Origin of the sequence: Streptomyces sp. OR43 (genome assembly GCF_008042275.1) — a bacterium.
Lineage (GTDB): Bacteria > Actinomycetota > Actinomycetes > Streptomycetales > Streptomycetaceae > Streptomyces.
This window is the reverse complement of record NZ_RDBK01000001.1, coordinates 364,127-378,820: the sequence shown is the minus strand read 5'-3', so window position 1 is coordinate 378,820 and position 14,694 is coordinate 364,127. Positions and strand designations below refer to the sequence as shown.

10 protein-coding genes are annotated in these 14,694 nt (G+C 72.9%); 4 read left to right on the top strand and 6 right to left on the bottom strand.

The window, feature by feature from the left end; all coding sequences use genetic code 11:
• Nucleotides 1-58: 58 nt before the first annotated feature.
• The 6 genes from EAO72_RS01700 to EAO72_RS01675 form a co-directional block, all read right to left on the bottom strand.
• Complete coding sequence (locus EAO72_RS01700) at nt 59-1,123, bottom strand: lactonase family protein (protein ID WP_148015375.1); 1,065 nt, start codon at nt 1,121-1,123, stop codon at nt 59-61.
• Between the two features lie 130 nt (nt 1,124-1,253).
• Nucleotides 1,254-2,765, bottom strand: a complete 1,512-nt coding sequence (locus EAO72_RS01695) for an FUSC family protein (protein WP_148015374.1) — start codon at nt 2,763-2,765, stop codon at nt 1,254-1,256.
• Between the two features lie 324 nt (nt 2,766-3,089).
• Nucleotides 3,090-4,055, bottom strand: coding sequence for an ABC transporter ATP-binding protein (locus EAO72_RS01690; RefSeq protein WP_148015373.1), 966 nt, complete (start codon nt 4,053-4,055; stop codon nt 3,090-3,092).
• Entirely contained in the window at nt 4,052-6,772 is a 2,721-nt protein-coding gene (locus EAO72_RS01685; RefSeq protein ID WP_261991269.1) for an FtsX-like permease family protein, read from the bottom strand. The genes EAO72_RS01690 and EAO72_RS01685 overlap by 4 nt, the downstream gene beginning before the upstream one ends.
• Nucleotide 6,773: 1 nt before the next feature.
• Nucleotides 6,774-10,097, bottom strand: a complete 3,324-nt coding sequence (locus EAO72_RS01680; RefSeq protein WP_148015371.1) for an FtsX-like permease family protein — start codon at nt 10,095-10,097, stop codon at nt 6,774-6,776.
• Between the two features lie 161 nt (nt 10,098-10,258).
• Nucleotides 10,259-10,993, bottom strand: coding sequence for an ABC transporter ATP-binding protein (locus EAO72_RS01675; RefSeq protein ID WP_148015370.1), 735 nt, complete (start codon nt 10,991-10,993; stop codon nt 10,259-10,261).
• 185 nt (nt 10,994-11,178) lie between these two features.
• Between EAO72_RS01675 and EAO72_RS01670 the strand changes: the two genes are divergently transcribed.
• From EAO72_RS01670 to EAO72_RS01655, 4 genes are all read left to right on the top strand, one after another.
• A complete protein-coding gene (locus tag EAO72_RS01670) occupies nt 11,179-12,357 on the top strand; it encodes a PP2C family protein-serine/threonine phosphatase (protein WP_148015369.1) in 1,179 nt (392 codons plus the stop codon).
• 181 nt (nt 12,358-12,538) lie between these two features.
• Nucleotides 12,539-13,129, top strand: a complete 591-nt coding sequence (locus tag EAO72_RS01665; RefSeq protein ID WP_148015368.1) for a lytic polysaccharide monooxygenase auxiliary activity family 9 protein — start codon at nt 12,539-12,541, stop codon at nt 13,127-13,129.
• A gap of 133 nt (nt 13,130-13,262) precedes the next feature.
• Complete coding sequence (locus EAO72_RS01660) at nt 13,263-13,784, top strand: Lrp/AsnC family transcriptional regulator (RefSeq protein WP_148015367.1); 522 nt, start codon at nt 13,263-13,265, stop codon at nt 13,782-13,784.
• A 25-nt stretch (nt 13,785-13,809) separates the two neighbouring features.
• A complete protein-coding gene (locus EAO72_RS01655; protein WP_410089933.1) occupies nt 13,810-14,535 on the top strand; it encodes an HAD family hydrolase in 726 nt (241 codons plus the stop codon).
• Nucleotides 14,536-14,694: the final 159 nt, after the last annotated feature.

The window sequence follows — 14,694 nt, the reverse complement described above, 5'->3', positions numbered from 1 at the left end:
CGGGGCGTACGCCGTTCCTCGGCCCTTGAGCTCCTCGGCTCCGCGATTCCTCGGCTCCTCAGCCGAAGATCACACAGGAGGCTGCGGGGACCTCCAGGGACCCTCCCAGGGCCGGGACACCCGTCTCCTGGTCCACGGAGAACCAGCTGACGTCCCCCGACCGCTCGTTGGCGGCGTACAGCCGCCGGCCGGTGGGGTCGAGGGCGAGGTCGCGCGGCCAGTGGCCGCCACAGCTCACGGTCGTGACCAGGGACATCTGCTCGCCCGTGGCGTCGAGGGCGAGCACCGAGATGCTGTCGTGGCCCCGGTTGGCCACCCAGAGGAACCGGCCGTCGTGCGCGACGACGGCCTCGGACGCATAGCTCGCCGGGCCCGCGCCACCGATCGCCTCCTCGGGCAGTACGGGCGTCTCGCCGACCGCCTCCAGGACCCCGGCGGCCGGGTCCCACCGGCACACCGTGACCGTGGGCTCCAGCTCGTTCAGCACATAGGCGTGACCGCCCGCGGGGTGGAACGCGAGATGGCGCGGGCCGGTACCGGGCCGCAGCGCCGTCTCGCCGTGCGGCCGCAGTTGCCCGGTGGCCGGGTCGAGCACACAGATCCGTACGGAGTCGGTGCCGAGGTCGACGCTGAGCACCCAGTTCCCCGAGGGGTCGGGAAGGACCTGATGCGCGTGCGGCCCCTCCTGGCGTTCGACGACCGGACCACCGCCCTCGTGCGCGAGTACGCAGGAGGCCGCGCCGAGCGAACCGTCGGCGAGCACGGGCAGGGTGGTGACGCTGCCGGAACCGTAGTTGGCGGTGACCACATGACCGCGCACGAGCGCGAGATGGGTGGGGCCGTCGCCGTCCACCGGCCGGAGCTCTCCGAGCGGCCTCGGAACATCGTGGCCGGCATCGAGGGCCGCCGCCGCACCCTTCTCCGTCTCGCTCACCGCGTAGAGGACCGCGCCTTCGGGGCCCCGGCCGAGCGCGAGGTACGAAGGATCGGGTACGACGTCCGTCGTGCCGAGGACACTGAGCGCCCCGGTCTCCTCGTCCACGGCGGCGACGGTGACGCCGCGCCCGCCCGCCGAGGTGAAGGACCCGATGAATGCCCGTCCGGCACCGTTACTGCTGTCCACCGCACTGCCTCTCTCCGCCGACTGATCGCGACGACGACGGCCGCCGCGATCTTCCGCGGCGACCGTAGCAGTGCGGCCTTCTGGTCTGGACCAGGGGTGCGGACTCCGGGCCACGGAGCCGGGCGCGGGATCAGGCCGCCAGGAGCGGCCCCCGGGGCGTGGCGTGGAGGGGGGCGGCCAGTTCGGCCAGCGCGCGCTCCAGGCCGTGCAGGTGGGCGAGGGCGGGTTCCGTGGCCGCCGCGTGCACCGGGACGCCGCCGGTCACCGTGGCGCGGGCCGGGCGCTCGGGCGCGGTGAGCGCCTCCACGGCGGTCTCGACGCGCCAGCACGCCGCGGCGAGCCGGGCGTCGTGGGAGGCTTCCGGGTCCGCCGCCACGGAGGCCAGTCCGCGCACTTCCCGCGCGCAGTCGTCGAGCAGGGCGAGCACGTGCCGCGCCCGTTGCTTGCGGGCCCTCATCGGGTTGAGCGGGTGCACCAGCGGCGCGAGCGACAGGCGCACCCGGCCGAGGATCGCCTCCAGTTCACCGACGCGCCGCGGCGGGTCGGCTTCCTCGCTCCCGGCGAGCCGTGCGGCGGCCTCCGCCGTGCATGTGTGCACGCACCGCAGCGCGCGTTCCACCCACGCCTCGGTCACCGCGTGCGTGGTGACCGGCAGCACGAACAGCACCGCCAGTGCGGCACCGAGCGCCCCGACCCCCGTCTCGGTCACCCGCAGCATGAGCAGGTCCGCGTCGAGCACACCGAGCAGCCCGTACAGCATGCTCGCCATCACGGTCACGGCCAGCATCATCCAGGTGTAGGAGACGGCGGCGGAGTAGAAGATCCCGAACACGCCGATCGCCACGACCACGGCGGCCGCGACCGGCTCGTGGTGCAGCGGCACGGCCACGGCGAAGCCCAGGCCGATCCCGAGCACGGTCCCCAGAAAGCGCCGGAACCCGCGCACGACGGTCTCACCCCGTGAGGTCGTGGCCACGAACACCCACCAGGTGGCGCCGACCGCCCAGTACCAGCGCTGATCGGAGAGCACCTGCCCCACGGCCAGTGCGAACCCCGAGCCCAGCGTCGCCTGTACGGCCTGCCGTGTCGTGATCCTCGCGAGCCCCGCTCCCCCGGTCGGCGGGGCGACCGCCACGGGTACGGCGAGCCGCCGTTCGTAGCACCACACCCCGAACCGCACCACCGACGACGCGGCGAGCGACAACAGCACGGCCACGGACAACTCGGGCAGCCGGCCGGGGACGGTGTGCAGGAACTGGGCGGAGAAGTAGGCCATGAAGCCGAACACGCCCAGCGCGTGCCCGCGAGGCCCCCACCGCCGGGCGTACACCCCCGCCCCCACGACTGCGAGGAACGCCAGGTCACGSGCGACGGGAACATCGTGCAGCACGGCCGCGAGCGTGAGCACCGGGAGGCCGACGACGGGAAGCAGCGCCGTAGTCAGCGCCTGGCCGCGCACCGTCGGATCGGTCACCGTGAACAGGGCGAGCAGCGCGGCCAGACCACCGGTGATGGCGGCCGCCAGTGAGTGACCGGCCGCCCCGCACAGCGCCACGGCGAGCCCGATACCGAGCACGGCCCGGGACGCGAACCGCAGCCGGATCCGCCCCGGATCGTGTGCGACGAACGCCCTCTTCAGCACGTAGCCCCGCCCCTTTCGCGCATCGATCAGCGCAGACATGAAAAAGGCGCCACAGAGATCCCGGAGGGACCCGCAGCGCCATTGATAGAGCTATTGCAGCACCTGAAGAGCTAATGGTTCAACTTGGACCAGCCACTATGGACCAATGGCCCACGATCTCCCTCCCATGCCGGGCCACCGCAGAGCCAACGGACCACCCTGCCGCGACGCCCTCACTCACCGGGCACTCCTCGGGGGACAAGCCGAAAGGCTCAGCAGGCGCGCCCAGGACATCGTGCGCACGGCCGGCCGCGCCCTGATCCGGCCCGGCCCCGGCCAACGGCCCTACTGCCCGGCCGTGTCGTCGGGCCAGATGCCGATGTGATCGGCTTCCAGCTCCAGCATCACCCGGTCACGCATGCCCAGGGCATCGGTGTGATCGGCGGGCAGCTGGAGGCGGCCCGCGCGGTCCAGCATCGCGTACTCCCTGGCCACCACCGATTCCTGGCCCGTCGTCGCGTCGACCTCCGTGCGCCGCAGGGTCTCGGTGGAGGTGCGACCGTCACGAATGGCCACCGTGCGGCTGACCTCGGAGGCCACCGACTGGTCGTGGGTGACGATCAGGATCGTCGTGCCGAGTTCCTGGTTCGCCATGCGCAGCGCGGCGAAGACCTGCTCGGCCGTCTGGGAGTCGAGCTCTCCCGTCGGTTCGTCGGCGAGCAGCACCGACGGTTCGTTCGCCAGTGCCACCGCGATGGAGACACGCTGCTGCTGGCCACCGGACATCTGGTGCGGACGGCGGTCGCGGCAGTCGGCCACCTCCAGCAGGGAGAGCAGTGATTCGGCGCGCGCGGCCCGTTCGGCCTTCTTCCTCGTACGGCCGGCCAGCTGCATCGGCAGCGTCACGTTCTGCACGGCGCTCAGATACGGCAGGAGATTGCGCGCCGTCTGCTGCCAGACGAAGCCCACCACCTCACGCCGGTAGCGCAGCCGGTCCTTCGCGCTCATGGTCAGCAGATCGCACCCGGCCACCTTCGCGGCGCCCGCCGTCGGCTCGTCCAGACCCGCCAGGACGTTCATCAGGGTCGACTTGCCGCTGCCGGACGCGCCCACCAGGGCTATCAGCTCCCCCTCGCGGACCAGCAGGTCGAGCCCTTGCAGCGCCTGCACCTCGACTCCGTCCGTGGAGAAGATGCGGACCAGCCGGTCGCAGGTGATCAGCGCGTCGTGTCCGTACTCGGGCCGGTCGCGCCGGGCGGCCGCCCGGCGTTCCAGCTCGCCGAGGGTGACGCCTGTGGAGGCCTCGGTCATCGCGTGTCTCCTACCCTGAGTTCGGTCGTTGTCGTACGGCGGGTGATCACCCAGGCCTGCGCGGCGGCCACCGCCGTCGCGATCGCCACCACGCCGAGCGCGGGCAGCAGCAGACTCACCGGATCGACGCGCAGCTGTACCCGGCCGAGCGATGCCGCATGCCCGGCCAGAGCGAGCCGGCCGAGATCGATGCCGGGAGCCAGCAGCAGGATCGCCACCCAGCCGACCAGCGCGCCGCCCACGGCGGCCAGCAGAGCCTGCGGGAGGTTCTCCAGGATCAGCAGACGGCGCCCCTGCCGGCGGGTCAGGCCCATGGTGCGCAGCCGGGCCAGCATCGCGGTTCGCTCGGCGGAGGTCTGGAGCAGTGAGAGCACCAGCGCGAGTACCGCGTACCCGGCTCCTGCCGCGGCGGCCACCGCGTAGATCTGTTCGGCACCGCTCTGCACGGGTGACGCCGTGAACTTGTCCCGTTCGGCGGTGCGCAGCTTCACGGTGGCGGAGCCCGCCGCGCGGGCCGCCGACTCGAGGTCGGCACGGGCTACGGAGGGTCCGGAGATCAGCAGCGTGGAGGCGGGGTGCCTGCCCGGCAGTCCTGCCGCGTCGACCACCAGGAAGTCGCCTTCGGTGACGGCGGGAGTGCTGGTGCGCACCATGTCCACGCGGACCGAGAACGGGCCGCCCGCCTCACCGATCTCCGTCGTCCCGCCGCGCAGCCGTTCGGCGACGGCGGGGGAGGCGAGCGCGGGCAGTGCTCCGGAGGACTTCCGCAGATCGCCGGCCCGGAACGAACCGAGGCCGGTGCGGCCGGCGAGCCGCGCGTACGAATCGGGGTCGACGCCGAGCAGCGTGACGCGGTCGAGCCGGCCGTCCCGCAGGTCCAGGTCGAACTCTTGGTAGACGGGCGCGACATCGCTCACCCCGGCCATCTTCCGTACCGTCCCCGCCAGCTCGTCCGGCAGCCCCTGAGCCGCATCGATCCGGGCGTCGGCGCCGATCGCGGCCAAGGACGCCCGGTCCCGGGCATCGGCGACACCGGAGAGTACCGAGCCGCCGAACGCCACCGTCGTCAGCGCCACGAGCAGCGCCAGCAGCGGGAGCACGGTGGTGGCGGAGGAGGAACGGCCCGCACGGGCGAGCGACAGAAAGCCGACCGCGCCGCGCCGTCGCGCCACCGGCAACGCCGCGAGCCGCAGGGGCAGCGGATAGAGCCGTACGAGCAGCAGCGCGGCGATCACCCCCACCAGTACCGGGGCGGCACTGATCAGTGCGTCCGCGTCACCGCCCGAGGTGCCCCGCCGCCGCAGTGCGGTGACCGCTGCCACGGCCAGCACCAGCAGCGTCAGTTCGGCCACGGTCCGGCGGCGCGACGGCCTGGCCCGTACGAGATCGTCCCGGTCGCTGTGCAGGCGCGGCCGCCGGTGCAGGAACGCCGCCCTCAGCGGCAGTGTGGCGCAGGCGAACAGTGCGACTGCGGCCGAGGCGAGCAGCGCCGGAAGCATCCGGCTCCCGGGAACGACGACGAGCGCGAGCGCGCAGCCGAGTGCCGCACCGGCCGGCACGGGAACGGCGACCTCGGCGAGCAGCCGCCCCGCGATGCCGCGGACGGAAGCGCCCCGCGAGCGGAGAAGCGACAGCTCGCCGTGCCGGCGCGAGGCGGCCAGGCCGCCGCTCATCAGCAGGACGACGCCCGCGACGCTGCCGACGCCGAAGGCCGCGACGGCGACCACCGGGTTGATGGCGGCGCGGATGCCTTCGAACTCGATGAGGACGTCGTCCAGGCCGGTGCTGATCTCCAGCTGCGGCGCGACCTGGGTGCGCAGCGCGCTCAGCAGCGGGCCTTGTTCGAGGGAGGCGATGGTCTGCGTGATCCGGGGCAGACCGGCGATGTCCAGCCCTGCCGGGTCGGGGGCGACCCGCCAGTAGGCCTCGGTGTTCACTTCCATCGACAGCAGGACGGGTGCCGCTTCGGGGGCCAGCAGCAGTGCGCCGTGCCAGTACGGCAGAGGGGGCTGATCCGGCGTGTGGAGGAGCGTCGGCGTGCGCAGCACGGATTCGACGGACCAGTAGCTCTGCTGCGGCCGGAGCGGTTCGACGATGCCGGTGACAAGCACGGCGAGGGGCGTGCCGTCGGCCCGCGGCACGTGGACGGTCGAGCCGGCCTTGATGCGCAGGGACCTGGCGGTGGCGGAGGTCACCGCTGCCTCGACGGTGTCGGTGGCCGGGGTGACGGACGCCGCGGTCGCCCGGGGCAGTCGTCCCGAGGCCAGTGTGGAGTGCCCCGCGACTGCGGTCTGGGCGGACAGGGTGAATACCGGGCGGCCGCCGTTCAGCTCGGGCAGCCACGCGTCGGTGGCCGCCACCGGCTTGAGGGTGCGTGCTCCGTAGGCGGACTGGCCGGTGTCGACGCGCAGGGAGTCCGGCAGGGCCGCCAGGACCTTCCGGTAGTTCTCGGTCAGCCGGGGGACCCGCAGCGCGTCGGTGCTCTTCTCCGGTCCGCCGTCCACGTCCTGCCAGGGATCGCTGCTCAGCTGGATGACGCTGCCGTCCGGTGTGGTGGCGCTCACCTCGTGGCGCAGGCCCCGGCTTTCGTACGCGGCCACCGCGCCCGGGAACGCCGCGGCGAGGAAGGAGGTGACCAGGACGAGGAGCAGCAGGGCGACGGCGGACCCCGGCGCCGTACGCAGCCGGGTCCGGACCCAGGGGGCTGTGGCCTTCACATCACTCGCCTCCCTGGACACGCAGCGCCGCGGCGGGATCGCCCCGGCGCATCGCCAGCGCCGCCACGATGAGCACGGGGGCGGCGGCGACTCCCGCGACCAGCAGCGCCACGCGCCCGAGCGGCAGCTCCACCAGCACACTCGGAGCAGGCTGTGTGGCCTGTCCGGTCAGCACGATCAGCGGTACGACGGCCCGGGTGAGCACCGCGCCGAGGGCCAGCCCGATCAGCAGCCCGAGACCGATCAGCAGTGACTGCTCGACGGCGAGCAGCCGGGCCAGTTGGCGCCGCGGCGCGCCGAGCGCGCGGAGCACCGCGAACTCGGCCGCGCGTTCCCGCAGCGTTCCCACCGCGCCCACCGCGAAGCCGACCGCGGCCAGGGCCGCGGCGACGAGAGCCACCGCGAGCAGCGCCGACTGCGGGCCCGCGCCGAGCGGATCGTCGTGCAGGTCCTCGGCGATCTCGTCACGCACCTGAATCTGGGTCGGGTCGATCTCGGCCCTGTCGCGCAGGGCCGCCGCGACCTGTTCCGCGGCCCCGCGCTCGGTGAACAGCCACCACTCGGTGGGCGGGAACGACGAGTCGGGACGGGTGGCGAGCACCCGGTTGACGGCTGGCAGATCGATCAGCAGCGCGCCGCCGTCGGTCGCGGGCGAGGCGGCGGGGGCGACGGCGCCCGCGCCGGGCCCGGTGGTCGGAATCCCGCGGAGGGCGCCCACGATCTTCACCTTGACGGGGCCTCCGGGCATCGGGATGTCGATCACTGATCCGGTCTGCGCACCACTGGACTCGAGGAAGCGGTCGGTGGCGAGCGCGGCGGGCAGGGCCGGCTCTCCGCGCTCGGCCGTGACCCGGACGGTGACCATGCGCTTCGGGCCCCATTGGTCCTCGAACACCACTCTGCCCGTGTGGTAGGAGATGTCGAGGGGTGTCCGGGGCGACGAGCCCACGGCGGTGATCGCGGGGCCACGCTCTTTCCTGGTCGGGTCGGGCTCGACGCTCACCGTGGCCTTCGCCTCCCACGCCAGGTCCTCGGGCACAGTGACCTCACGGGTGGAGCCGTCCGCGGTGACCGAGCGCATCGCGCCGATCGTGAGCCGCTTGGCGGCGATCCGGTCCGGATAGCCCGCCTCGTCGAACTCCATCCCGGTCAGCGCCAGCGGACCCGCCGGCCTTCCCGCCGGGGCGTCCGCGGCCTTGGCGAAGTCGACGGTCACCGCGTGCGGCTTGCCGTCCGCCGGGAGTGTGTCCGACTCCAGCCGGTAGGGCACTCCGAAGCGGTCCTCGAAGGTGAACGCGATGGTCGTGCCCTCTCCCGCGTGCGGGCCGTCCTCCGCGGCGCGCAGGGTGACATCGAGGACCAGGCGCGCCGTGTCACCGGGCAGCACCACACCCGTGGGCGCGGTCCTTTCCGGACGCAGGGCCCTCAGCAGCTTGCCCGGGTCGGTGTCGGCCAGGTCGTCCCGCAGCCGGAGTTCCGTGCCCGCGAGCCCGGTGTCGAGCGCGAGCACGGTGGCCTGGCGTCCGCCCGAGAGACCGAGACCGGTACGGGCGGCCGGCACCGCTGCCCGTACGCCCGGCATCCCGTCGTACACGCCGCCCTGGCCGAACCGGGAGGTGCCGCTGCCCAGTACGCGTACCGGGGCGCCGGACCGGAAGTCCGCCTGGTCGTCCTGCGAGCGGTCCCAGGACGCGCCCTGGCCGATGGCCAGCATGCCCATGGCGACAGCGAGCACCAGCAGCAGCACCGGTCCCGCGCCGCGCAGGGGTCTGCGGCTGATCTGCCAGCCCGCCAGCGGGACGGTCAGGCCCCGGCCCGCGGTCGCCCGCCGTTCGGCGAGCTTCGCCGTCGGCGGCAGCAGTCGCAGGGTGAGGACGGTCCCGGCCAGCAGCGCCAACGCGGGCGCCACGACGAGCAGCGGGTCGATGCCCAGCTCGCCCGCGCGGTCACCGCTGAGGGCGCCGCCGCCGGAGGTACTCCGGTCCAGCTGCCAGAAGGCGACGGCGGCGACGGCCACGAGCGCGATGTCCGCGCCCGTCCGCAGCGGGGCGGGCAGCGTGCGGCCGCGCCCGCGTGCCGCCACGGCCGCGGTGAGCGCCGGGGCCACCACCGCCGCGGCGCAGGCCAGCGCCGCCACCACGCCGACCAGCCAGACCTCCGCGGTCGGACCGGTGTCGACGCGCAGCCCGATTCTGGCCAGCAGCCCCTGGCCGGCGAGCAGCCGGGTGAGCGGACCCGCGAGCAGCGGCGCGCACACGGCGGCGGGCAGCGCGAGGAGCAGCGCCTCGAGGGCGGAGAGCCCGGCGAGACGGCCACGCGACGCACCGCGGGCCAGCAGTACCTGGGTCTCGCCCGCGCGTTCCGTGCTCAGCAGCCGGGCCACCAGCAGCAGCGTGTACGCGGCGAGCAGCACCAGTTGCAACGAGATGATCAGCAGGGTCGCCCTGGACACGAGCAGCGCCCGCTCCAACGCGTCGAGGACGTCGGGCAGCGAGGTACGCGTGGTCACGCCGCTCTCCAGCCCGGGCTGGGCGGCGACGAGCTTCTGGCTGTTCTTCGCGGCCGTGCGCAGTGAGTCGACCCGGCCGGCGCCGAACGTGGTGAAGTCGGCCGTGGCCAGCCAGGCGGCGCCGCCGCGCGTGATCCGGGCGGACCCGAAGGCCGCGGTGTCGGTCAGCAGCGGCCCGTACGTCAGGAACGAGTCCTTGTGCACGCCGCGGCCGCCCAGCTCGTCCAGCTGCCAGTACGGATCGTTCCGGTCGACGGGACGGTAGACGCCGGTGACGCGTATGCGCACGGCGGGACCACCGAGCCGGTCGGTGAGGGTCAGGACCCGCGGCCCCGGCCGCAGTTTCAGCTGCGTCGCGGCGACCTCGGGCACGGCGACGCCGACCACGTCGCCCTGTCCCGCCGACGGCCAGGCGCCCTTCGACAGGCGGACCTGCGAGCGGTCCGCCAGGGCGAACGTGGTGAGGTCGGGCTCGCCCTCGCGGGCAGCCGGTGTCTGCAGACCTCGCGGCAGCGCGTACGGCCCCGAGCGGTCGAACTGCCGCAGGGTCACCGGCAGCCCGTCGAAGGACTGCCGGGCCCCGCGCCGGACCTGGGCGGCCGTGACACGGTCCGCCTCGGGGCTCTCCGCCTTGATGATCAGCGAGGCGGCGGCCGCGTCCCTGGTCTGCAGGGCGTGCCGCAGCCCGGCGTCCCCGACGGAACCCGAGAACGCGGCGAGGGTGGCCAGGACGGCGGTGGTCAGGAGGACGGCCAGCAGCGCCGCCGTGACCAGCAACCGGTGTGCGCGGACGCGCAAGAACACAAATCCCGTCACCGGTCTCCCCCGAAACGCCCCGCGCACATCCCCCGAAAACTCTTTCGAAGGGAATGTTTACAGAGACGGCGCCCGGAGAACAGCGCTCTCACCCACGACTTGATCGAATTGTGACCGCATTTCGGTGTGTGAACACCGAAATGCGGCGCTCCGGCCGCGCGTCAGACGTGCTCGACGATATGGCCGTCGTTGAGTTCGAGCACCCGGTCGGCCAGGCCCAGCAGCGTGGCGTCGTGCGTGGCGACCAGCGCCGTCACGCCTTCGGCCCGCACCACGGCCCGCAGCAGCTCCATCACCGCGAGACCGGTCTCCGCGTCCAGCTGACCCGTCGGTTCGTCGGCGATCAGCAGGGCGGGCCGGTTGGCGAGTGCGCGGGCGATGGCGACACGTTGCTGCTGGCCGCCGGAGAGCTCACCGGGCCGCTGCTCCGCGTGGTCGGCGAGTCCGACCAGCGCGAGGAGCAGCTCGACCCTCTCGTCGCGCTCCTTCGGATCGGTCCGGCGCAGGCGCATCGGCACACCGACGTTCTCGGCGGCCGTCAGGATCGGGATCAGACCGAAGGACTGGAAGATGAACCCGATCCGGTCGCGGCGCAGCTCCAGCAGGCCGTCCTCACCGAGGTCCGACAGATCGGTGCCGCCCACGGTGACGCGACCCTCGTCGGGGGCGTCGAACCCGCCGACCAGGTTGAGGAGTGTCGTCTTGCCGGAGCCCGACCGGCCCTTGAGCGCGACCAGCTCACCGCGCGCGACCTCGAAGGAGACGCCGCGCAGGGCGTGGACGGCGGCGGCCCCGGAGCCGTAGGAACGGTGCAGGTTCTCCACCCGCACCATGGGTTCCCCGTCCCTGTCCGCCACGACGGAGGTGCCGGAGTGCGCGCTGATGTTCTCTGTCATGAAGGGTCCCCCGTACGGAATCGGTCCGGCCAAGTATGTGCAGGGGCCTGCGCCCGGGCAATGGCGGGTGGCCGCCACGGCCCTCCGCAGCTCCGGAACGGGAGCGCCCGCCGTGCGTGAGGCACGCGCCCGGGCGAGACTACCCACGTGGGACGGGCAGGCGACGTGACGGGAGAGGCGGAGGAATGGCGGCGTCCGCGAGCGATGACCTTCTGGGCGACTTTCTGGCCGACCCGGCAAATTCGGCCCTCGACCTGACGACAGCCGTGGACCGCTGCTCCAAGGCCCTCGGTCTGCAGCATTCAGTGGTCTATCTGACCGATGTGCAGCAGCACGTCCTGATCCCCTTGACGGGCCACGGCCCCGACCTCGACATCGACGGCTCGCTGGCGGGCTGGGCGTATCGCACCCAGTCGTTGCGGGTGGAGGAAGCGGACATGGGCGGCCTGACAGCGCGGCTGCCTCTGGTGGACGGTGCGGAACGCCTGGGCGTCGTGGCGGTGCTGACCACGACGCTGGACGCCGTGCTGTTGCGCCGCGCCCGGGTCCTCGCCTCCCTCCTCGCCATGATGATCACCTCCAAACGGTCCTACAAGGATTCGTTCGTCTCCCGGACCCGCACGGAACCCATGAAGTTGCCCACCGAACTGCTCCGGGCCTTCCTGCCGCCCCGCACGATCGGTACGGCGCACGTCGTGTCCACGGCCGTCCTGGAGCCTGCGTACGAGATCGCCGGGGACGGGTTCGACCACGCCCTCACGCCTACGACCCTGCACGCCTCGATCCTCGACTCGATGGGGCACGACCTGGCCTCGGGCCTCGCCACCTCCGTCACTCTGGCCGCCTGCCGCAACGCGCGTCGCACGGGAGCCGATCTGCCCCAGCTCGTCGAGAGTGTCGACGCGGCACTCACACGGTGGCTTCCCGAACAGTTCTGTACGGGGATCCTGGCCCAGCTGGACCTGGCCTCCGGCGTCCTGCGCTGGAGCAACTGCGGTCATCCGGCGCCGCTGCTCATCCGGAACCGTGCCCTGGTCCCGCACGCGATGGAGAAGGAGGCGGACCCGCCCATGGGCTCCCCCTTCGCTTTCGCGTCCGAACCGCGCACGGTCCACCGGATCGCACTGGAGCGGGGGGACCGCGTGCTGATGTACACGGACGGCGCGACCGAGTCCCGGATGCGCAACGGCACGGAGTTCGGCCTCGAACGATTCGTCGACTACGTCGTACGCGCCGCCGCTGCCGGAGAACTCGCACCGGAGACCTTGCGCCGGCTCATCCATTCCCTGCTGGACTCGGAGAGCACCGGCCTCCGCGACGACGCGACGATTCTGATGTTCGAATGGAAGGGCCCGCAGTCGTGAGTGCCGGGCGATGCCCCGCAGCCCCTCCGTCCCCGGGCCGGGCCGCGTGATCCAGGCAGTCGCCCCCTCCGCACCGCCCGCTTCCGACGGTATGGACACACGGAGTTGACATCACTACGCTCACCCTTGGTCTAGACCGCAGAACTCTCCGGACATCACCCCACATCTCCAGGAGCGACGTATGCGCAGAAAGATCACTTCCTTACTGGCCGGGCTCGGCCTGGCCGGTGTGGCGCTGTTCGCCACATCCAGCAGCGCGCAGAGCCACGGCTACACCGACTCGCCGATCAGCCGCCAGCAACTCTGCGGGATCGGCACCGTCAAGCACTGCGGCCAGATCCAGTGGGAGCCGCCGAGCGTCGAGGGGCCCAAGGGATTCCCCACCCGCGGACCGGCCGACGGCCACATCTGCTCGGGCGGCATCGGCCGCTTCTCCGAACTCGACGACCCTCGGGGCGGCGCCTGGCCCGCCACCCAGGTGTCGGCCGGACAGAACTACACCTTCCGCTGGCGGATCGAGGCCCGTCACGCGACGACCGACTTCCGGTACTACATCACCCGGGACGGCTACGACCCGTCCCGGCCGCTCACCCGCGCCGACCTCGAACCGCAGCCCTTCCTCACCGTTCCCTTCGGCGGCAGGCAGCCGGGCTCGACCGTGACCCACTCGGGTGTGCTGCCGCAGAAGTCCGGCAAGCACCTGATCCTCGGCGTCTGGACCATCTCGGACACGGGCAACGCGTTCTACGCCTGTTCCGACGTGAACTTCTGACGTCCCCACCGCCCCCGGCCCCGTGCCCGCCGGCGCGAGGGGCCGGGGGCGGACCTCCGGCACTGCGGACCGGCAGTGCGCCATTGGTACAGTCGCTGCCCCGGACGACGTACCAGGGAAAGGCCGGCGGACCATGGCGGTGGACGCGCTCGACACGCGGATCCTGCGGCTTCTCATCGAGCAGCCGCAGACGAGCGTGCGCGAGTACGCGCGGATCCTGTCGATCGCCCGGGGCACCCTCCAGGCCCGGATCGACCGCCTCGAACGAGACGGTGTGATCACCGGCAGCGGCCCGTTCCTCTCCCCCGCCGCCCTCGGCCATCCGGTGCTCGCCTTCGTGCACCTGGAAGTGACGCAGGGGCATCTCGACGCCGTCGGCGAGGCTCTTGCCGCCGTGCCGGAGATCATCGAGGCGTTCTCCACCACGGGCGGCGGCGATCTGCTGACCCGGGTGGTGGCGCGGGACAACGGCCATCTGGAGGACGTGATCCAGCGGCTGATCCAGCTGCCGGGCGTCGTCAGGACCCGGACCGAGGTGGCGCTGCGCGAACGGGTGGCGCACCGCTTGCTGCCGCTGGTGGAGTCGGTGGGCCGGACGGCCTCGCCCGGACGCGGCCAGGGCGCGCCCGATGCCGGTCCGCCGGAACGGACCTGACCGCCCGGCTCAGACCATGGCCACCATGAACTCAGAACGAGCAGGCGCCCTTTCGGTCATCTTCGACCTGGACGGCACCCTGGTGGACAGTGAGCCGAACGCCTACGAGTCGATGCGCCTGCTCCTCGAGCGGTACGGCGTGCCCGGCTTCACCTGGGAGCAGAACGCCCGCTTCATCGGGATCAGCAACCTGGAGGCGCTGACGGTCCTGCGCACCGAGTACGGCATCGCCGCCTCCGCCGGCGAGCTGGTGGCCGGTCAGGACGCGATCTATCTGGAGCTGGCGCGGAAGTCGACCGAAGTCTTCCCCCGGATGCGGGAGTTCGTCGAGCTGCTGCACGGCCGGGGCGTCCCCGTGGCCGTGGCGTCCGGCTCGACCCCGGCCGCGATCGAGACCGTGCTGACGAGCACCGGCCTGGACGCCTTCTTCACCACGTATGTCTCGGCCGCCGAGGTGCCACGCGGGAAGCCGGAGCCGGACGTGTTCCTGGAGGCCGCCCGCCGTCTGGGGGCCGCGCCCGCCGACTGTGTGGTGGTGGAGGACGCGGTACCGGGCGCGCGGGCCGCGCACGCGGCGGGAATGCGCTGCATCGCGGTTCCCTATGTACCGGCGTGCGCCACCGACCCGGCGTTCGCCACGGCAGGGCTCCTCTTCCCCGGCGGGCAGGACGAGTTCACCGCTCAGGCCGCGTACGCCTGGCTGTTTCCCGCAACCGCCCCGGCGCCGAACGGGCCCGGTCCGGCTTCCTGAGCGCGGCCCGGCGCCGGCTGCGGGGCGGGCCTGCCGGGCCGTCACGGCCGGAGCGGCCGGGGTGCGACGGCGGCCGGTCGCCCCGGGCTCCCGCGCCGGATATCCTGATCTTGCCGCGTGCCCCCACCCCGTCCCTCGTTCCCGGCGAGGTCGCCGCCG